Here is an 18,831-nt window from a genome sequence, read left to right as displayed (position 1 = left end):
CTTGCCGACCGCGCCCGACGGGGCCAAATGGCGCTTCCTGCACAGACGACGAGCAACCCTTCCAATGGACGACACCCTGGCCAAGCTGCCGCGAGCCTTCGCCGGCGCCACCGTGCTGGTGCTGGGCGACGTGATGCTGGATCGGTTCGTCTACGGCGCGGTGGACCGCATCTCGCCCGAGGCGCCGGTGCCGGTGATCGCCGTCGAGCGCGAGACGGCGATGCTGGGCGGGGCGGGCAACGTGGCTCGCAACGTCGCGGCCCTGGGCGGCCGGGCGGTGCTGGTGGGGGTGGTCGGCGACGACGACGCCGGCCGGGCGCTGAATGGCCTGATCGACCGGGAGCCCAGCCTCGACTCGGCCCTGATCGTCGACGCCCGCCGCCGCACCACCGAGAAGACCCGCTACATCTCCGGCTCGCACCAGATGCTGCGCGCCGACCGCGAGGACCGGGGCGAGGCCGACGGCCAGGCCCTGCTGGCGGCGTTCAACGCCCACCTGCGCGAGGTCGACGTGGTGGTGCTGTCCGACTACGCCAAGGGCGTGCTGACCCCCGTGGTCCTGAAGGCCGCCATCGCGGCCGCCAACGCCGCCGGCAAGCCGGTGATCGTCGACCCCAAGAGCCGGGACTTCTCCCGCTATGACGGCGCGACGCTGATCAAGCCCAACCGCCGCGAGGCCGCGGAGGCCACCGGCGTGACCGGAGCCGGCGACGAGGCCGCCGCCGACGCCGCCGACGCCATCCTGGCCGGCGCGCCCAATCTGTCGGCCACCCTGATCACCCGGGGCGGGGCGGGGATGACCCTGGCGGTGCGCGGCGAGGCCCCTGTCCATCTGCCGGCGACGGCCCTGGAAGTGTTCGACGTCTCGGGCGCCGGCGACACCGTCGCCGCGACCCTGGCGCTGGCCTTGGCGCGCGGCGCCAGTCCGCTGGACGCGGCCCGCCTGGCCAACCTGGCCGCCGGCCTGGTGGTGGCCAAGCTGGGCACCGACGTGGTCACCGCCGACGAGCTGGTCGGTCTGGCCCATGGCGAGCACGCCGATCCCGTCGCCGACAAGATCGCCGATCTGGACGGGGCCCTGGCTGTCGTCGCCGGCTGGCGGGCCCGGGGCCTGAAGGTGGGCTTCACCAACGGCTGCTTCGACCTGCTGCACCCGGGCCACGTGTCGCTGCTGGCCCAGGCCAAGGCGGCGTGCGACCGGCTGATCGTCGGCCTGAACACCGACGCCTCGGTCCAGCGCCTGAAGGGCCCGACCCGGCCGGTGCAGAAGGAGGGCGGCCGCGCCACCGTGCTGGCCTCGCTGTCGGCGGTGGACCTGGTGGTGCTGTTCGACGAGCCGACCCCGCTGGCCCTGATCCAGGCCTTCCGCCCCGACGTGCTGGTCAAGGGCGCCGATTACACGGTCGAGACCGTGGTCGGCTCGGACGTGGTGCTGGGCTATGGCGGCAAGGTGTTGCTGGCCCAGCTGAAGGCCGGCCAGAGCACCACCAACCTGATCGGCCGGATGAACGCCAAGGCGTGATCCGCGGTCGCGATCGGGCCGGACGCCGAGAAACCTTACGAAATCCCTTAATTCGGCCGTGAAGTCGGCCGATGACCGGCGTTCAGCAAGCTGTTGTTAAGCAAAACGGCGCATCGATCGAACGATGCAGCCTGAATGCGCGTGGGCATGAGCGTCGAACGAACCCTTCACCACTTTCCCCTCGATCCGGCCTCCCGCCAGGTGCGCCTCGCCCTGGGCGAGAAGCGCCTGCCGTTCGTCGAGGTGCAGGTGCGCTATTGGGAAGGGCCAACCGAGTTCCTCAAGCTCAACCCGTCGGGCCTGCCGCCGGTGCTGATCGAGACCAAGCATCAGCGCACCACGGTGATCGCCGAGAACCGGGCCATCCTCGAGCACATCGAGGAGCAGGAACCCGAACCGGCCCTGCTGGGCCGCGAGCCGGGCGAGCGGGCCGAGGCGCGCCGGCTGCTGCAATGGTTCGATCGCAAGTTCGACAACGAGGTCAACGGCTTCCTGCTGCACGAGAAGATGGAAAAGCGTCTTCTGCGGCTGGGCGCGCCGGACCTGTCGTCGCTGCGCCGGGGCCGCGACGCCCTGCGCCAGCATATGGACTACATAGAAGGCCTGTTGAACACCCGCGACTGGCTGGCCGGCCGGCGGATGAGCCTGGCCGACTTTGCGGCCGCCGCCCACCTGTCGGTGATCGACTATTTCGGCGACGTGCCGTGGAAGGACTTCCCGGCGACCAAGACCTGGTACATGAAGCTGAAGTCCAGGCCCGCCTTCCGACCGATCCTGGCCGATCGCTGGCCGGGCCTGGCGCCGGTCGCGCACTATGACGATCTCGACTTCTGACGCATGATCCTTCGGAGGGGCGAGCCGCCCCTCGGAGAGACGTCATGCGCCGAACGCTCCTGCCGATCGCGGCCGCCCTCGCCCTGATGACGGGCCTCGGGTCGCCGGCGGCGGCGCAGAACGCCGAGGTCGATCCCCAGATCTTCGACAAGTCGATCGTCGAGCGGGCGGCCCATAGCCAGGGCCTGGAAGCCGCCAACGCCCAGATCAACGTGCCCGATCATCCGCAAAAGAGCCTCAACACCGCGGCGATCAGCGCTGATCAGGGGCTGATGGCGGTGTTCGCGGCCGAGAAGCCCGGTGGGCTCGATGACCGCCTGACGGTCTCGGCGGAGATCCGCAAGCACGCCGACGCCATGCTCGACGCGGCCGACGCCGCCGAGCGCGACGTCGCAACCCTGGCCGACCGGGCGCGCGACGATTCGTCGATGCAAAGCGAGGCGGCGCAAGCAAGGGTCGAGGCCGCCCTGACCTCGTATCGCGAGAGCCTCGCGGGCGAACGCGAGATCTCCCAGCATCTGACCGATATCGCCGCGCGCGTCGAGCAGCCGGGTGAGGTAGACTGGGAGGCGATCGAGACGCAGATCGCCGCCATCGAGACCCTTTTCCAGAACCGTGACGCTCTCGCTCAAGCCCGAAAAGCCGCCTCCGACCGCCGCTGAAACCTCCAGCCAGGCGGACCAGGCCAAGGCCGACATCCGCGCCGAGGCCCTGCGGCTGGGCTTCGACACGTGCGGCTTCGCCAGCGCCAGCGACGCCTGGCCCAACGGCGGCTGGCTGCGCGATTTCGTGGCCGAGGGCTTCCACGGGGCCATGGGCTGGATGGCGGAGACGCTGGACCGTCGCGCCCATCCCACGGCCATGTGGACCGACGCGAAGACGGCGGTGGTGCTGGGCGTCAACTACGGCCCCGAGCACGACCCCCTGTTGGCCTTGCAGGATCAGTCCCGGGCGGCGATCAGCGTCTACGCCCAGGGCGACGACTATCACGAGGTGATCAAGAAGCGGCTCAAGGCCCTGGCCCGCTGGATGCACGGCCGGTTCGGCGGCGAGGTGAAGGTGTTCGTCGACACCGCCCCGCTGATGGAAAAACCCCTGGCCCAGCGGGCCGGCCTGGGCTGGCAGGGCAAGCACACCAACCTGGTCTCGCGCCAGTTCGGCTCGTGGCTGTTCCTGGGCAGCGTGCTGACCACCCTGGACCTGCCGGCCGACCCGCCCGAGCGCGACCACTGCGGCTCATGCACCGCCTGCCTCGACATCTGCCCGACCGGGGCCTTTCCGGCCCCGAACCGGCTGGATGCGCGGCGCTGCATCTCCTACCTGACGATCGAGCTGGCGGGCCCGATTCCGGTCGAGTTCCGGCCCGCCCTGGGCAACCGCATCTATGGCTGCGACGACTGCCTGGCCGCCTGCCCGTGGAACAAGTTCGCCCGCCTCTCCAGCGAAATGGCCTTCCACGCCCGCGAGACCTTGAAGGGACCCTCGCTGGCGGACTTGGCCGGACTGGACGATCCGGCGTTCCGGGCGCTGTTCAGCAAGAGCCCCGTCAAGCGCATCGGCCGCGACCGCTTCGTACGCAACGTGCTCTACGCGATCGGCAACAGCGGCGATCCACGGCTGATGACGGTGGTCGCGCCGCTGCTGGCCGATCCCTCGCCGGTGGTGCGCGGCGCGGCGGTGTGGGCGGCGAGGCGGCTGCTGGACGGCGAGGCGTTCGCGCGGCTCGCCGGGGCGGCGGCCGAGGAGGATCCTGCGGTGCGGGACGAGTGGGAGAGGGCGTCCTGAAACGCCTCGGCGCGGTCCGCGGCGCCGGCCCTTGGCGCGATGATATTTCGCCGCGATCATTGTACCTGGGAGCTATCGGGCTGTGGTAGCCAGTTCCCCCGCTCGTCCTCACAGAACAGTCGTGTCCATGGATTCGCCGCCGCTCGTCAGCGTCATCATCGTCTCGTACCAGAGCGGTCCGACACTGGCGCGCTGCCTGGAAGCCTTGCGGACTCAAACCTTCATCGATTTCGAGATCCTGCTGGTCGACAACGCTTCGAGCGACGGCGCGCCCCAGGCGGCGGTCGCCGCTGATCCGGCGATCCGCTTCCTGCAGCCGGGGGCCAATCTCGGCTTCGCGGCCGGCAACAACCTGGCGGCGCGAGAGGCCAGGGGGCGCTGGCTGGTGCTGCTCAATCCCGACGCCTACGCCCGGCCCGACTGGCTGGAGACGCTGATCGCGGGGGTCGCCCGCCACCCGGACGTCCGCTGTTTCACGTCGCTGCAGATGGTGGCTGACGCGCCGGAGCTGATGGACGGGGCCGGCGACGTGATGACCTCGGCCGGCATCCCGTTCCGGGGGGGCTATCGCCGACGCCTGCCGCCGCGCCTGCCGGAGGGCGAGGTTTTCTCGGCCTGCGGCGCGGCGACCCTGATCGATCGCGACCTCTTCCTGAGCCTGGGCGGCTTCGACGAGCGGTTCTTCTGCTACTGCGAGGACGTCGACCTGGGCTATCGCCTAAGGCTGGCCGGCGAGCCGACCCTGCTGCTGCCGGGCGCGGTGGTCGAGCATGTGGGTTCGGCCAGCACCGGGGTGCGGTCGGACTTCGCGATCTTCCACGGGTCGCGCAATCGCGTCTGGACCTTCATCAAGAACACGCCGCCGCTGCTGTTGTGGCTGACCGCGCCGCTGCATGTGGCGGTGACGGCGGGCCTGCTGCTGCTGCATTGGCGGCGGGGTGACGCCGCACCGGTGGTCCGCGGGATCCGAGCGGCCTTCCAGCGCCAGGCCTTGGACCCGATCCTGGCGTCGCGGCGGGAACTGCAGGCGGCGCGCAGGGTCGGCTCCTGGGACATCCTGCGGGCCATGGCCATCGATCCCGTGGCCTTCTTCGGCCGGCGGATCGTCATCCGGCGTCACCGGTCCCCGACCGTCAAGCCTGGGAAAGCTCCTCGATCAGTCGCCGCATGAAGGCCGCGCCCCGTTCCATCTGGCTGATTTCGACATATTCATCGGGCTGGTGGGCCTGGTCGATCGAGCCGGGGCCGCAGATCACCGTCGAAAATCCAGCGCCCTGGAACTGGCCGGCCTCGGCGGCGTAGGGCACGACGCGCGGCGGACCATTGTCGCCAGCGATGCGACGGGCGAAGGTCTCGGCCGCCCCATCGACCTCGGGGGCGAAGGCGGGGGTCATCGAGCGGGTCTCGACCACCACGCCGCCTTCGGGGGCCTTGGCCTTGACCTGGGCGTCCATCTGGTCGGCCAGGGCGAAGAAGTCGGCCAGGATTTCCCGGGGCTCCAGGCCGGCGGGAACCCGCAGGTCGAAGATGAACACGCACTCCCGGGCCAGGATGTTGACCGCGGTGCCGCCGTTGACCTGGCCGACGGTCAGGGTCGCGCCCTTTGGGGTGAACGGCGAGGCGGGGTCGGCCTCGCGCTCCAGTCGCTCGGACAGCTCGACCAGATGGTTCATCAGCTTGATGGCGACCATGTTGGCCGAGACCCCCAGGTGGGTCAGGCTGGAATGGGCCTCGCGGCCGGTGACCGTGACGCGGAAGCTGGCGATGCCCTTGTGGCCGCGCACGGCGACCATGTCGGTGGGCTCGCCGACCACCACCAGGGCCGGACGAGGCAGTTCGTCGGCGATCACCGCGATCATGTCCGGCGCGCCCAGGCAGCCGACCTCCTCGTCATAGGAGAAGGCCAGGTGGACGGGGCGGTCGAGGGCGGCCTTGGCCAGGTCCGGCGCGGCGGCGAGAGCCAGGGCCAGGAAGCCCTTCATGTCGCAGGTCCCGCGGCCGTAGAGCCGGCCGTCGCGCGGGGTCAGGACGAACGGATCGCTGGTCCAGGGCTGGCCGTCGACCGGCACCACGTCGGTGTGGCCCGACAGCACGACGCCGCCCGGGATCGCCGGACCGATGCTGGCCAGCAGGTTGCTCTTGGTCCCGTCGGCGTTGGGCACGCGCCGCGAGGCGACGCCAAGATCGGCCAGATAGGCCTCGACCCACTCGACCAGGGCCAGGTTGGACAGGCGCGAGGTGGTGTCGAAGGCCACCAGGGTGGCGAGGATGTCGACGGCGCGGGCGGCCAGGACTTCGGACGAGGCGATCTGTGGGGAACGAACCATGGCGCGACCCTAGCCCGGCGGCCGACCCGCGCCTACCGGGGCGTGGCCGGGGCGGCCGGTTTCGCGTTCTAATGCCTGAGCGACAAGCGGAGACGCGCCATGATCGACCTCTACACCTGGACCACGCCTAACGGCCGCAAGATCCCCATCGCCCTGGAGGAGCTGGGGCTGGCGTACCGCGTCCATCCGGTCGACATCGGCCAGAACCAGCAGTTCGCGCCCGATTTCCTGGCCATCTCGCCCAACAACAAGATCCCGGCCATTATCGACCATGATGCGCCAGACGGGCCGCAGTCGGTGTTCGAGAGCGGGGCGATCCTGGTCTATCTGGCCGAGAAGACCGGCAAGCTGCTGGCGGCCTCGGGGCCAGCGCGGGTGGCGGCCCTGGAATGGACCTTCTGGCAGGTCGGCGGGCTGGGGCCGATGGCCGGACAGCTGGGCTATTTCGCCCTGCGCGCGCCGGAGCCCATCGAACTGGCCATCGACCGCTTCGCCGACGAGGTGCGGCGGCTGCTGGGGGTGATGGAAGGCCGGCTGGAGAAGGTCCGCTACCTGGCCGGCGACGATTATTCGATCGCCGACATCGCCTGCTTCGCCTGGACCCAGGCGGCGCTGGAGACCCTGGAGAAGGTTCAGCCGGACCGTCCGCCCCTGCCGGCGGTGCGGGCCTGGCTGCAGCGGATCGGCGAGCGCGCGGCCGTACGACGCGGCATGGCCGTGCCGAAGGTGTAGAGCTAGGCCGGCGGGCGTTGCTTGGGCGCCTGGATCTTCGTGGGCAGGACATCGATCAGCTCGATGCGGAAGATCATCACGCTGTTGCCGGGAATCGGGCCCTTGTCCTGGGCGCCATAGCCCAGCTCCGGCGGCACGTAGAGGGTCCACTCGTCGCCCGGGCGCATCATGACCAGGGCTTCCTTCCAGGCCGGCACCAGGCCCTGCAGCGGGAACGAGGCGGGCACGCCCCGCTCGTAGGAGCTGTCGAACACCGTGCCGTCGACCAGCTTGCCCTCGTAATTGACCTTGACCTCGTCGGTGGGCGCCGGCTTGGCCCCGCCGGGCGGGCCCGAGCGGACGACCTTGTACTGCAGGCCGTCGGCCAGGGTGACCACGCCCGGCTGCTTGGCGTTCTGGGCCAGGAACGCCTGCGCCGCGGCCAGGCTTTCTTGTTGCTTCTTGCTGGGACCGCAGGCGGACAGGGCCAGGGCCGCAGTGAGAACGGCGCCGAGAAGGAGCTTGGGGGCGAGGGCGAAACCGAGAGGACGGACCATGGAACAACGGGCTCCGACAAACATCCGCCCGTGCTAGACCAATTCGCGCTCGACCGCGCGCCGATTTTCGGCAGCCGCGAGCTTGGCCGGAGTTTGCGACGCGCAGTCACAGAACAATGGTGGCGCCCGATCGCAGCGCGCCCTAGAAACCGTCCGCACCAGTGACCGCTCACGAGGCCTTCATGAAACCCGTCCGCAAAGCCGTCCTTCCCGTCGCAGGTTTCGGCACCCGAGTCCTGCCCGGCACCAAGACGACCCCGAAGGAGCTGCTGAACGTCGTCGATCGGCCGATCCTGTCGTACATCGTCGAAGAAGGCCGCGCCGCGGGCATCGAGCATTTCGTCTTCGTGACGGGACGCAACAAGGGCGCGATCGAGGACTATTTCGACCACCAAGTCGAGCTGGAGGCCGCCCTGGCCGCCAAGGGCAAGACCGCCCTGCTCGAGGAACTGCTGGGCGAGCTGCCCCGGCCGGGCGAGATGAGCTTCGTGCGCCAGATGGCCCCGCTGGGCCTGGGCCACGCGGTGTGGTGCGCCCGCGACATCGTCGGCGACGAGCCGTTCGCGGTGATGCTGCCCGACATGGTGATGTCGGCGTCCAAGCCGGCCCTGGCCCAGGCGATCGAGGCCTACGACCAGAAGGGCGGCAACATCGTCGTGGTCGAGCCGGCGCCGGAGGGCATGGCCCACCAGTACGGCATCGTGGCGCTGGACGGCCAGGAGGGCCGCCTGAACCGCATGACCGGCATGGTCGAGAAGCCGCCGAAGGGAACCGAGCCCTCGAACCTGTTCATCTCGGGCCGCTACATCCTGCAGCCGGAGATCTTCGACCTGCTGGAAAAGCAGGGCAAGGGCGCCGGCGGCGAGATCCAACTGACCGACTCGATGCTGACCCTGCTGGAAAGCCAGGACTTCCACGCCCTGGAATACGAGGGCGAGACCTATGACTGCGGCGACAAGATCGGCCTGCTGCGGGCCAATGTCGCCCTGGCGCTGAAGCGTCCGGACCTGGCCGACGCGGCCCGGGCGATGATCCAGGGACTGCTTTAGATCACGCCGATCCCTCTCCCCTTGCGGGAGAGGGTGGCCCCACGGAGTGGGGTCGGGTGAGCAACCATGTTGATCAGGCGTGGCGAACCCAGGGCTGCTGTCGCTTGAGGACGAGGTTTGCGGCTTCGACGAGTTTTCGCATGACGGCGACGATGGCGACCTTGGGCGGTTTGCCGGCGGCCAGGAGGCGATCGGCGAAGATCTTGAAGGCGGCATCGAAGCGCTTGGCGGCGATGGCGGCCAGATAGAGCATGCGGCGAGGTCGGCTTCGACCGCCGCCGATGAAGCTCTGGCCCTTCCATTGGCCCGACTGGCGGTCGAAGGGAGCCACGCCCAGCAGGCTGGCGGGCTGGCCGCGCTTGAGGGCGCCCAGCTCGGGCATGCGGATCACCAGGCTGGCGGCCACCAGCGGCCCGACACCTGGCAGAGACCGCAGCAGCGTCCAGCGGGCCAGAAGGTCGGGCCAGGCCTTGAGCGCGGCCAGGATCTCGCGCGCCAGCCGGGCCTTCAGCCGCGCCAGGCTCTGGATCTGCTCGCCCAGGCTGGCGGCCAGATCGGGCAGGGTCACATGCTCCATGAAGGTCTTCAGCTGGGCGGCCTGGTCGCTGATCTGCTCGTAGGCCGTCAGGCGTTCGGCCAGATGGGCCAGGCGCGGGTCCTGGGCCGCCCGCACCGTGTCCACCTGCGCCGTCGCCGCCGCGATCAGCGCCGCATCCAGCCGGTCGGTCTTGGCCCGCCGCCGCTTGAGGCGCGCGAACAGCTTCACCTCCAGCGGCTGGTGCACCACCACCTCCAGCCCCGCCGCCTCAAGTCTGGCCCGCACGCCGCGCTCGTAGCCCGCCGTCGCCTCCAGCCCCACGCGTCTGACGCCGCGTTCCGCCAGCCAGGCGATCAGCCCTTCCCAGCCCGCTGCGTCGTTGGCCACCCGATGCTGCTCGGCCTGCCGAGCACGGCCGCATCCAACTGGCGCTTGCCCACATCGATCCCGGCGATCGTTGTGCTAGACTTGTTCCTATCCATCGATCCCATCCTTGTGGCTCCGGACCCATACGTCCCTGCAACCATCCGGGTCATGGATATGCCAGCGGCGACCAGGCTCACCCGCAGCGCCAAAACGCTCAGGGGTTATCGGTCCCTCCGCCGGCGGTCCGCCTGGTGCTGAGAACACCAGGCGGACGTCCCGGAAGACACCAGCAGCTTACCGCTTCTCCAACAGACAAGGGGTCTCTCAGAAATCAAAAGCCGCGCACGGTCTTGCGACTGGGCGCGGCTTTTCGTTCTTCGACCCCTCATCCGTCAGCCTGCGGCTGACACCTTCTCCCGCAAGGGGAGAAGGAGAGTTCTACACCGCGCGCGGCGGGTAACCCTTCTCGCGCAGGGCGTTCATGACGTCCTGGGTGTGCTGGGCGTCGCGGGTTTCGATGGTGATGTCGAACTCCGCGCCCTTGGCCGGCACGTCCAGGGCCAGGCGGTTGTGGTTGACCTCGATGATGTTGGCGCCCATCGACCCGATGACGCTGGCCACGGTCGACAACAGGCCCGGGCGGTCGTCGCCGACGATCCGCAGGGACACCAGGCGCTGGGCGCGGACCAGCTCGCGGGTCAGGACCGAGGCCAGCAGGCGGGTGTCGATATTGCCGCCGCACAGGATCAGGCCGCACTTCTTGCCGCGGAAGCGTTCCGGATAGGCCAGCAGGGCGGCCAGGGAGGCGGCGCCGGCGCCCTCGGCGATGGTCTTCTCGACATTGCAGTACAGGGCCACGGCCTGTTCGATGTGCGGCTCTTCCAGCAGCAGCACGTCGTCGATCAGCGGCCGGGCGACACCGTAGGTCAGGTCGCCCACGGTCTTGACCGCCACGCCCTCGGCGATGGTCTGGCCGCCGCAATGGGCCGCGACGCCGCGCATCTTGGCGGTGAACGACGGATACATCGCCGGCTCGCAGCCGATGATGTGGATATCGGGCTTGACCGCCTTGGCGGCGGTGGCCACGCCGCTGATCAGGCCGCCGCCGCCGATGGGGACGGGCAGGACCTCCAGGTCCGGCGCGTCCTCCAGCATCTCCAGGGCGATCGTGCCCTGGCCGGCCATGATATCGTAATCGTCGAACGGGTGGACGAAGGTCAGGTCCTGCTCGGCCTGCAGCTTGCGGGCGTGGGCGGAGGCGTCGTCATAGGTCTCGCCCTCGATGACGACGTTGGCGCCGAAGTCGCGGGTGTGCTGCACCTTCACGAAGGGCGTGGTCTTGGGCATGACGATGGTCACCGGCACGCCGAGGCGCGCGCCATGGTAGGCCAGGCCCTGGGCGTGGTTGCCGGCGCTGGCGGCGATGACGCCCTTGGCCTTCTCGGAGTTCGACAGCAGCATCAGCTTATTGAGCGCGCCACGCTCCTTGTAGGCGGCGGTGAACTGCAGGTTCTCGAACTTCACCCACACCTCGGCGCCGGTGATCTTGGACAGCGTCCGAGAGTAGCGGCACGGCGTGCGCTCGATCTGGCCGGAGAGGCGGGCCGCGGCGGCGCGGATGGAATCGATGGACAAGGTCATTGGAGGCCCAGCGTTTGGACGCGGCCGAGACCGCAGCGTTGATCAAAAGACCAGGTCGACGTCAGCGATCTTGATCGTTTTGTCGCGCGCGACGTCATAGACCGGAAGATCACGGATCAGTTTGACGCCCTCGGCGACGTCGAGAAAGCTCAACGTGCCGTCGGGATTGCGCGACTCGCGGAAGACGGGCTTGCGGTAGGGCCTGGCGCTGGGTTTCAGGTCGCCGGCCGCCATCACGTCGTTGCGGACGAAGAAGGCGTTGTTGCCGCCGGCGTTGCAGCCCACCAGGGTGTAGCCCTTGCGGGCCGCCAGATGGCCAAGCGCGCCGAGCGATGTTCCGCCGTACAGCCAGCTGTAGTGCTTGGTCCGCCGATCGAAGGCGGGCTCATAGGGCACGGTGACGGCGGCCTTCGAGCCGAAGATGCCGTTGTACTCGCAGACGACGATCCGAGGACTGACGACCTCGATCGCGTTCCAGATCCAATAGTCCATGCCGTCGATGTCGATCGACAACAGGCCGATATCGCCCTTCAATCCGCCGGTGGCGATGATCTCGTTGACGTTCTCGGCGGCGACAAAGCTGTTGAGCGCGGTCAGAGGGTATCGCCAATAGGCCTCGCTGCCGCGCAGCTTTTCGATATCCGCGGTGGTCGAATCGACAACGACGCCCGACCAGCCCCGCTCCGTCAGCAGGAAGCGGGTATTGGCCTCCGTATAGTCGCCGATGCCGATCTCCACGAAGCTGCGGTTGGGAATCTCGCAATGAGCGACAATGTGGTCGATCAGTCCGTCTTCGTCCCATTGGGAGAAGACCTTCACGCCGTTCTGTTCGAACGTGGGGTTCTCGCGCCCCTCGATGCGCATCAAGCCCAGATTGGCTCGCACGCCCATCAGCTCATGCTTGAGGTGAGCGTCGCGCTGCTCGGAAAGCGTGGCGTAGCGAAGCACGGCGTTGCCGGTCGACTGCAGGTCTTGCGACAGCTGGCCCCTGGTCTCCCGCAGGGTGACGGACTGGCTCTCGAGACGATCCAGCACCTTGTCCGTCCCCGCCGCCGCTTGATCGTGGACCGAGGTCAGGGTCGCGGCGAAGGCCTTCAGGTCAGCGCCGACATTGTTGAGCAGCGCGTCGTAGCCGTGGATGTAGTCGGAGATGCGGTCGACCTTGTCGGTTCCGGCGATCGTTCGATCGTGGACGGAGGTCAGGGTCGCGGCGAAGGCCTTCAGGTCGGCGCCGACATTGCTGAGCAGCGCGTCGTAGCCGTTCATGTAGTCGGCGATGCGATCGACCTTGTCGGTCCCGGCGATCGTTCGATCGTGGACGGAGGTCAGGGTCGCGGCGAAGGCCTTCAGGTCGGCGCCGACATTGCTGAGCAGCGCGTCGTAGCCGTGGATGTAGTCGGCGATGCGGTCGACCTTGCCGTTTCCGGCGATCGCCTGATCGTGGACGGAGGTCAGGGTCGCGGCGAAGGCCTTCAGGTCGGCGCCGACGTTGTTGAGCAGCGCGTCGTAGCCGTTCATGTAGTCGGCGATGCGTTCGACCTTGCCGTTTCCGGCGATCGCCTGATCGTGGACGGAGGTCAGGGTCGTGGCGAAGGCCTTCAGGTCGGCGCCGACGCTATTGAGCAGCGCGTCGTGGCCGTTCATGTGGTCGGCGATGCGGTCTATGGTCTGGCCGACCCGATCCGCGCCCGAGGTCTGTTCGCGGATCGCGGCCATGTTCGAGTCGATGATCCGGAGGTCGGCGCCGATCTGGTCGATCCGGACGCCCATGGTCTTCAGCGCGTCTCGGCGGGCCGCCGACTTGCCCAGCGCCTCGACCTGGTCCCGCACCTGTTCGAGAGTTTCCGGGATCGCGACCAGGCCGTCCAACCGGCCGGCCAGGCTCGTTTTGACCCGCGCCAGGTCGGCCTTGTGGCGCGCTTCCATCTGCTCCAGGTCACGACGGACCTGATGGATCTCGCCCTTGGTTTCCGCCAAATGCGCGCGGAAATTGGCCTCGACGCCCATCAACAGCTGATAGGACTGAACCTCGCCGTGCTGGCGCGCGGCGTGCAGTTCAGCGGCGAGTTGATTGACGATGCGCGCCGTTATCCCGCGCGCCAGGCGATCATAGATCTTGAAGGGCGCAAGCGCCTTGATCCGTTCCTTGAGCACCGTTCGGCGTTCGATCCGGGTGAGCGGACGGGCGAGCGGTGCGTGGCGAAATTCCAGCTCGTCCTTGATCCGCACGCTTTCGACGCTGGGATAGTAGAGCGAGCGGAGAATATCGCGCGCCTTGACGTAGCGCGCCCATTCCTTCTCGAAATTGCCCGTGCTGATACCGCCCAGCGCGAAACGGGAAATGGGCAGCGGGACGTGCTTGACCTTGGCGCCGAGCTTCATCACGGCCTTGAGAAGCACGTTGTATTCGCCGGTGGCCTCGGGCTGGGCGCAGGCGTAGGTGCACTTCTTGACCACCCAGCGACGGTAGAAGGTGGCCTGGTGATGGATGGATTCGTTGTAGAGGTTCCGGCGATTGACCACATAGCTCAGGTCCAGGACCTGACCGCTGGTGAAGGCGCCGTGGTCGTGGGTGTCGCTGGGCTTTAGGTAAACCGGCAGGAGGTCGCCGAACACGATGTCGGCGCCGCTTTCGTCGAAGAAGGCCGCGACCTTCTCGCAGACCTCGTCGTCGTAGAAGGTGTCGCCCGCGTTGAGGAAGATCACGATATCGCCGGTGACGGCCCGGGAACCCTTGTCCATCGCGTCGTAGACGCCCTTGTCCTTCTCACTGGACAGGTAGGCGACGGGGTATTCGCGGATGATATCGAGCGTGCCGTCGGTGGAGACGCCGTCGATGATCACGTGCTCCATGTTGGGGAACGTCTGGCGCGCCACGGATTCCAGAGTGAGCCGGATCGTATCCCTGACGTTGAGACAGACCGTGACGACGGTGACCTTGGCGACGGCCATGCTTTCCCCCTACCCGTCCTGGGCGATCGCGTAGTCGATCGCCTGGTAGAGGCGGGTCGACAGCTTGCCGGCCGACGCCTTCGACTGCTGATAAAGGTCCTCGAAGGACGGTCCCCGGTTCGGGGAGGCCATCATCTTCTGCATCTTGTCGACGAGGTCCTTGGCGTTGCGTTTCTTGAACAGGACCAGGCGCTCTGGATCAAGAGGGAGCTCGTGGTTGATCGGAATGTCGGAGGCGATCGCCCTGACGCCGAGGCTGACCGCATCATAGATCGAGCCGCCGCCGGGGCCGCCTTCGAACAGGGTCGGCTGGATAACGGCGATGGCCGAGCGCATCAGTTCGAGCTGATCGTTCTTAGGGATGTAGTCCAGGAACCGCACCACGTCTCCCAGGTCGTTGTCGATCACCATCTGTCTGAGCATGGTGATGTACTGAGGACGACGGGGCTCCTGCATCTTGCCCGTGAACACGATCTCGACGTTCATCTGGCGCTGTTTGACGATGACGGCCGCTTCGATCACCGTCTCGATCGACTTGTGGACCCAGAACTGGTTGCAGACCATGAAGTAGGGCTTGGTCAGGCCATAGGGCCGCGCCAACTCCGGATGCGGGGTCAGCCGGTCGAACTCAATGATCGGCGCGAAGGGCAGCTCGAAGATCTGGTCCGGGTTGGCGTCGTAGAAGCGGACCATGTCCGACTTGGCGTCGCGGGAATTGATGATCATCGGCTTGCCCGTGGCGAACAGGCCGTTGATCCGTTCGTCGCGAACCCGCTGGGATTCGTCGTCGAAGAATTCGGGATAGTGCTTGGGCTGGCAGTCGGGCCAGTAGGTGACGTAGGGAATGTCCTTGGGCAGGATGTGGATGGACGGCAGGAAGACGTCGATCTGGTGTTCGATCTTCAGGCGGCGCAGCGATTCCACGTCCAGGTCGGTCTCGATGAACCGCATCCGCGGGCAGGCGTCCCGATAGAAATCGTACGGCCCGGGGTCCGGCTTGACCACCTTCGCGCGGGCCTGCCGAGCCTGGCGCAGGATTCCCCGCAGCAGCGCCTCGACGATCGGGTTCTTCTTGAGCGCGGCCTTGGCCGCCGTCGGGACCTGATGCTCGATACGGTTCTCGCCGCGCGGGCATAGGAAGATGATCTCGTTCTGCTCCCGCAGGGCGAGACCGCGAATGATGTTCTTCAGAAAATCGTTCGCGCCGATGTTGATGAGGAATTCGTGCGCGAGAAGAGCGACGCGAATGGGCCGGGTCATGGTCTACCGTTGCGGCTGAAGTAAGCGCGGATGTGACCGCAGATCCGGGACACATCGTCTTCCGCCAGGTCCGGATAGCTGGGCAGGTTGAGGCCGCGGCGGGAAAGGTGGTCGGCCACCGGGAACGCCGCCGGGTCGCCGCCCCCGTACATGCTCATGGTGTGGACCGGATAGAACAGAGGGCGCGTCTCCACGCCGACCGCCTTGAGATGCTCGCGCAGCGGATCACGGTCCTCGGCCGCATCGGTGATGACCGACACCATCCAGAAGCTATGGAACGTGCCGGGCTTGACCGCGTGGCGCGCCAGCGGCAGGCCGGTCAGGCCCTGGGCGTACCATTCGGCGATCCGCTGCTTCTGGGCGATGACGCCTTCGACGTCCTCCATCTGGGCGCAGCCGATCGCCGCGCAGATGTTCGTCATGCGATAGTTATAGCCGACGATGTCGTGCCAGTACTCGCGGTTCGCGGCCAGGCCTTGACCCTTGAGGCGCGAGATCAGGTTGGCCACGGCCGGGTCCTTGGCGACGACCATGCCGCCTTCGCCCGTCGTGATCGTCTTGTTGCCGAAAAAGCTGAAGGTGGCCACGTCGCCGAACGTGCCCACGAAGCGATCGCCGATCCGCGTGCCCAGAGCCTCGGCGCAGTCCTCGACCAGGTAGATCGAATGCTCGGCGGCCAGGGCCACCAAGGCTTCCATGTCGCAGGCCTGGCCGTACAGGTGCACCGGCATGATCGCCTTGGTCCGCTCGGTGATCTTGGCGCGGACGTCGTCGACGGACAGTTGCCAGTACTCTTGTTCGCTATCGACGAACACGGGGGTGGCGCCCGTGTAGAGGATGGCGTTGACGGAGGCGATGTAGGTCAGGGTCGGGACGATGACCTCGTCGCCAGGGCCGATACCCAGCGCCTCCAGGGCGACGTGCAGCGCGACTGTACCGTTGGAGACGCTCAAGGCGTGCTCGGCGCCGATGAAGTCGGCGAACTTGCTTTCGAACTCGCCGATGAACTTGCCCTTCGACGAAATCCACGTGGAATCGATGCACTCAAGCACCAGTTCCCGTTCGCGGCCCGTGAGGCGCGGGCGATAAACCGGATATTGATAGCTCAACGGCCACCCCCCTTTGAAACAAGATCTAGCAGGCCGACGCGCTGTTCGCCTTCCTCGGTGAGGAACACATAGCCCAGTTTTTCGTACAGGCTCGCGGCGGGGATATTGTTCTTATAGACCTTCAACCGGACCTTCTCCGCACCGCGTTCGCGGGCGCGGCCGTGCAGGTCGTCCATCAAGGCCTTGGACAGGCCCTGGCCTCGAGCCTCGGCGGCCAGATAGATGCCGAGCGAGGGCGTCTGGTAGCCCTCATCCCAGCCCCGCAACATGCCGTAGCCGATCAGCCTGCCGTCGAGAAACTGGCCCACATAGAGGTCCCGGCCCTGGTGCTCGGCGATCCTGAGGGCCGCCTCTGGCGTGAACGGATGAGGATGAAACCGGTCCGCGGCGGGGTCTGTCGCGACGGCTTCGAAGAACGCCGCCAGAAGATCGACGTCGGAAGGGCCGAAGGGGCGGATTGTGAGATCTTGGCCTGGAACGGTCCGCGGCGCCTCAGCCATAGGCGCTCTCATAGAGCGAGATCACCTCGTCGACCGGGCCGTCGGCGCGGATCTCGCCGCTGTCTATGAAGATGGCGCGATTGCAGAACTGCCGGAGAATGGCGTTGTTGTGCGAGGCCAGCACCAGGATCTTGGCGTTGTCCACGTAGCTCGAGACCCGTTCGCTGGCCTTGGCCGCGAAGGCCATGTCGCCGGCGCCGATCATCTCGTCCATCACCAGGATGTCGGGGCTCATCGCCGTGGAGGCGGCGAAACCCAGGCGCACCAGCATGCCGGTGGAATAGGTGCGCGCCGGCAGGTCCAGATAGGAGCCCAGTTCGGTGAACGCCTCGATCTCTCCGGCCTTTTCACGGGCCTGGGCATGAGTCATGCCCAGGAAGATGCAGCGCATCAGAATGTTCTCGCGGCCCGAGGCCTCCAGATCCATTCCCATGGTCATGTCGGTCAGCGAGGAGATGCTGCCCGAGATCTTGATGCGGCCGGTCGGCGGTTCATAGATTCCCGCCAGCACCTTCAGCAGGGTCGTCTTGCCCGCACCGTTCTGGCCGACCAGGGCGACGCGGTCGCCGCTGTTGATCTTCAGGCTGATGTTCGAAAGCGCACGCACTTCCACATGGTCGCCCTTGCCGTAGATCCGGCCGCCGACCTTCCGCATGACGGTGTTCTTGAGGGAACGACTGCGGGAGTCGAAAATGGGGTAGAACAGCGTCACCCCGTTCAGTTCAATCGACGCCATTCGTCCTCACAGATAGAAGGCAATTCGCGCACGAAGGCGGGAATAGAGCAGGATCGCGGCGGCCCAGCCGACCAGGGTAAGCCCGATCGCGAACGCCCAGTGGTAGGCCGAAGGCGCGCGGCCAAGAAGCGGCTCGCGCAACAGTTCAAGGAAGATTGCGAACGGGTTGGCGTTGACCAGCAATTGGCCCTGGGCGCTGAGCTGCTTGCGCTCCCACATGACCGGTGAAACGAAGAACGCGATCTGGGTCAGGCTCGACACCATCAGCGGCATGTCGCGGAAGCGGGCGGAAATCGGCCCCAGGATCAGCGCGATCCAGATCCCGTTCAGCAAGGTCAGCAGGAACGCCGGCACGAAGAGCAGCACATGCCAGTCCGGAACCATCCGGAAGATCAGCATGACGATCGGGATGAGGATCAGGTTGTGCGCGAAGACGACCGTGTTGCGCGCGATCATCCGGTAGACGAACGTCGCCTTCGGCAGGGTCGACGTCCTGATGTAGCCTTCGGCGTCGAGGAAGGCCATGGCGCTATCGTTGACGAAGGACGCCAGCAAGCCCCAGCAGATGAAGCTGACGGTGATCAGCGGAACATAGACGCTGAGCGAGATCCTGAAGATCTGCGAATAGACGATCGCAAGGGCCGCGATGGTCAGGCCCATCGAGATCGTGATCCAGAACTGGCCGATCAGCGACCGTCGATAGCGGGTCTTGATGTCGGTCAGCGCCAGGGCGGTCCAAATCCGCCAAGCGCCGATTCCCGAGGATATGTCGCTGACGGCGCTCGACAGACTAGCACGCGACATACGCTCTCCAACTCTTGCGGCGACATGTTGGCGAACCTGCGGGCAGGAGTCGCTGATGTCTGAAAAACAGATCGATCACGCCAACCGGGCGACGCCTTGACCCGGCGTTTAAGACCAGCCGACTAGGCTTCGCCGTCGCG

Annotated in this window: 17 protein-coding genes; 7 read left to right on the top strand and 10 right to left on the bottom strand. The window is 67.1% G+C overall.

From position 1 onward, the window contains the following. Nucleotides 1-64 precede the first annotated feature (64 nt). From rfaE1 to G3M57_RS25465, 5 genes are all read left to right on the top strand, one after another. Nucleotides 65-1,522 carry a D-glycero-beta-D-manno-heptose-7-phosphate kinase gene (gene rfaE1, locus G3M57_RS25485; RefSeq protein WP_163233514.1) on the top strand — a complete coding sequence of 486 codons (1,458 nt, stop codon included), beginning with the start codon at nt 65-67 and terminating at the stop codon, nt 1,520-1,522. A 147-nt stretch (nt 1,523-1,669) separates the two neighbouring features. Further along, nucleotides 1,670-2,356 (top strand): FtsZ-binding protein FzlA, encoded by a 687-nt coding sequence (gene fzlA, locus G3M57_RS25480; RefSeq protein ID WP_057187457.1) that lies wholly within the window; start codon nt 1,670-1,672, stop codon nt 2,354-2,356. A 44-nt stretch (nt 2,357-2,400) separates the two neighbouring features. Then, complete coding sequence (locus G3M57_RS25475; RefSeq protein WP_163233513.1) at nt 2,401-3,018, top strand: hypothetical protein; 618 nt, start codon at nt 2,401-2,403, stop codon at nt 3,016-3,018. A 34-nt stretch (nt 3,019-3,052) separates the two neighbouring features. Next, nucleotides 3,053-4,141, top strand: a complete 1,089-nt coding sequence (gene queG, locus G3M57_RS25470; RefSeq protein WP_163233858.1) for a tRNA epoxyqueuosine(34) reductase QueG — start codon at nt 3,053-3,055, stop codon at nt 4,139-4,141. Nucleotides 4,142-4,268: 127 nt separating this feature from the next. Continuing rightward, on the top strand, nt 4,269-5,312 hold the full coding sequence (locus G3M57_RS25465; protein WP_163233512.1) for a glycosyltransferase family 2 protein: 1,044 nt from the start codon (nt 4,269-4,271) through the stop codon (nt 5,310-5,312). Here G3M57_RS25465 and argE read toward each other — a convergent pair. Continuing rightward, the gene (gene argE / locus G3M57_RS25460) at nt 5,275-6,468 is read right to left on the bottom strand and encodes an acetylornithine deacetylase (protein ID WP_163233511.1); all 1,194 of its coding nucleotides are present in this window, start codon (nt 6,466-6,468) and stop codon (nt 5,275-5,277) included. The genes G3M57_RS25465 and argE overlap by 38 nt on opposite strands. Before the next feature lie 99 nt (nt 6,469-6,567). Here argE and G3M57_RS25455 point away from each other — a divergent pair, with 99 nt between their 5' ends. Beyond that, nucleotides 6,568-7,200 (top strand): glutathione S-transferase N-terminal domain-containing protein, encoded by a 633-nt coding sequence (locus G3M57_RS25455; RefSeq protein ID WP_163233510.1) that lies wholly within the window; start codon nt 6,568-6,570, stop codon nt 7,198-7,200. Between the two features lie 2 nt (nt 7,201-7,202). On the opposite strand, the gene bamJ is transcribed toward G3M57_RS25455, so the two are convergent. Beyond that, nucleotides 7,203-7,736, bottom strand: coding sequence for a BamJ family beta-barrel-assembly machinery protein (gene bamJ, locus G3M57_RS25450; protein WP_163233509.1), 534 nt, complete (start codon nt 7,734-7,736; stop codon nt 7,203-7,205). 182 nt (nt 7,737-7,918) lie between these two features. Between bamJ and G3M57_RS25445 the strand changes: the two genes are divergently transcribed. After that, the gene (locus G3M57_RS25445; protein WP_163233508.1) at nt 7,919-8,785 is read left to right on the top strand and encodes a UTP--glucose-1-phosphate uridylyltransferase; all 867 of its coding nucleotides are present in this window, start codon (nt 7,919-7,921) and stop codon (nt 8,783-8,785) included. Nucleotides 8,786-8,858: 73 nt separating this feature from the next. Here the strand turns inward: G3M57_RS25445 and G3M57_RS25440 are convergent, their stop codons facing one another. The 8 genes from G3M57_RS25440 to G3M57_RS25405 all read right to left on the bottom strand — a co-directional run bounded on the left by G3M57_RS25440 (nt 8,859) and on the right by G3M57_RS25405 (nt 18,691). Further along, nucleotides 8,859-9,710: an IS110 family RNA-guided transposase gene (locus tag G3M57_RS25440; RefSeq protein ID WP_163233507.1), complete on the bottom strand. Its 852-nt coding sequence runs from the start codon at nt 9,708-9,710 to the stop codon at nt 8,859-8,861. Nucleotides 9,711-10,127: 417 nt separating this feature from the next. After that, entirely contained in the window at nt 10,128-11,330 is a 1,203-nt protein-coding gene (locus G3M57_RS25435; protein WP_163233506.1) for a threonine ammonia-lyase, read from the bottom strand. A gap of 42 nt (nt 11,331-11,372) precedes the next feature. Next, a complete protein-coding gene (locus G3M57_RS25430) occupies nt 11,373-14,282 on the bottom strand; it encodes a glycosyltransferase family 2 protein (protein ID WP_163233505.1) in 2,910 nt (969 codons plus the stop codon). Nucleotides 14,283-14,291: 9 nt separating this feature from the next. Continuing rightward, nucleotides 14,292-15,542 carry a glycosyltransferase gene (locus tag G3M57_RS25425; RefSeq protein WP_163233504.1) on the bottom strand — a complete coding sequence of 417 codons (1,251 nt, stop codon included), beginning with the start codon at nt 15,540-15,542 and terminating at the stop codon, nt 14,292-14,294. After that, nucleotides 15,539-16,651 (bottom strand): DegT/DnrJ/EryC1/StrS family aminotransferase, encoded by a 1,113-nt coding sequence (locus G3M57_RS25420; RefSeq protein WP_163233503.1) that lies wholly within the window; start codon nt 16,649-16,651, stop codon nt 15,539-15,541. Before G3M57_RS25420 ends, G3M57_RS25425 begins: the two co-directional genes overlap by 4 nt. Next, nucleotides 16,648-17,151: a GNAT family N-acetyltransferase gene (locus G3M57_RS25415; RefSeq protein WP_163233502.1), complete on the bottom strand. Its 504-nt coding sequence runs from the start codon at nt 17,149-17,151 to the stop codon at nt 16,648-16,650. The genes G3M57_RS25420 and G3M57_RS25415 overlap by 4 nt, the downstream gene beginning before the upstream one ends. After that, complete coding sequence (locus G3M57_RS25410; RefSeq protein ID WP_163233501.1) at nt 17,144-17,887, bottom strand: ABC transporter ATP-binding protein; 744 nt, start codon at nt 17,885-17,887, stop codon at nt 17,144-17,146. Before G3M57_RS25410 ends, G3M57_RS25415 begins: the two co-directional genes overlap by 8 nt. Nucleotides 17,888-17,893: 6 nt before the next feature. Continuing rightward, nucleotides 17,894-18,691, bottom strand: a complete 798-nt coding sequence (locus G3M57_RS25405) for an ABC transporter permease (RefSeq protein WP_163233500.1) — start codon at nt 18,689-18,691, stop codon at nt 17,894-17,896. Between the last annotated feature and the right edge of the window lie 140 nt (nt 18,692-18,831).

Origin of the sequence: Caulobacter rhizosphaerae, from assembly GCF_010977555.1 — a bacterium.
GTDB classification, from domain to species: domain Bacteria; phylum Pseudomonadota; class Alphaproteobacteria; order Caulobacterales; family Caulobacteraceae; genus Caulobacter; species Caulobacter rhizosphaerae.
Note: the sequence above shows the minus strand (reverse complement) of the source record. Positions and strands in the feature narration are given on the sequence as shown.

Coding starts and splice junctions, on each gene's coding strand:
- G3M57_RS25445 (WP_163233508.1), top strand. CDS start 7,919: ATGAAACCCGTCCGCAAAGCCGTCCTTCCCGTCGCAGGTTTCGGCACC.
- G3M57_RS25425 (WP_163233504.1), bottom strand. CDS start 15,542: ATGACCCGGCCCATTCGCGTCGCTCTTCTCGCGCACGAATTCCTCATC.
- G3M57_RS25415 (WP_163233502.1), bottom strand. CDS start 17,151: ATGGCTGAGGCGCCGCGGACCGTTCCAGGCCAAGATCTCACAATCCGC.
- G3M57_RS25405 (WP_163233500.1), bottom strand. CDS start 18,691: ATGTCGCGTGCTAGTCTGTCGAGCGCCGTCAGCGACATATCCTCGGGA.
- argE (WP_163233511.1), bottom strand. CDS start 6,468: ATGGTTCGTTCCCCACAGATCGCCTCGTCCGAAGTCCTGGCCGCCCGC.
- bamJ (WP_163233509.1), bottom strand. CDS start 7,736: ATGGTCCGTCCTCTCGGTTTCGCCCTCGCCCCCAAGCTCCTTCTCGGC.
- G3M57_RS25410 (WP_163233501.1), bottom strand. CDS start 17,887: ATGGCGTCGATTGAACTGAACGGGGTGACGCTGTTCTACCCCATTTTC.
- rfaE1 (WP_163233514.1), top strand. CDS start 65: ATGGACGACACCCTGGCCAAGCTGCCGCGAGCCTTCGCCGGCGCCACC.
- G3M57_RS25430 (WP_163233505.1), bottom strand. CDS start 14,282: ATGGCCGTCGCCAAGGTCACCGTCGTCACGGTCTGTCTCAACGTCAGG.
- fzlA (WP_057187457.1), top strand. CDS start 1,670: ATGAGCGTCGAACGAACCCTTCACCACTTTCCCCTCGATCCGGCCTCC.
- G3M57_RS25455 (WP_163233510.1), top strand. CDS start 6,568: ATGATCGACCTCTACACCTGGACCACGCCTAACGGCCGCAAGATCCCC.
- G3M57_RS25465 (WP_163233512.1), top strand. CDS start 4,269: ATGGATTCGCCGCCGCTCGTCAGCGTCATCATCGTCTCGTACCAGAGC.
- G3M57_RS25475 (WP_163233513.1), top strand. CDS start 2,401: ATGCGCCGAACGCTCCTGCCGATCGCGGCCGCCCTCGCCCTGATGACG.
- G3M57_RS25435 (WP_163233506.1), bottom strand. CDS start 11,330: ATGACCTTGTCCATCGATTCCATCCGCGCCGCCGCGGCCCGCCTCTCC.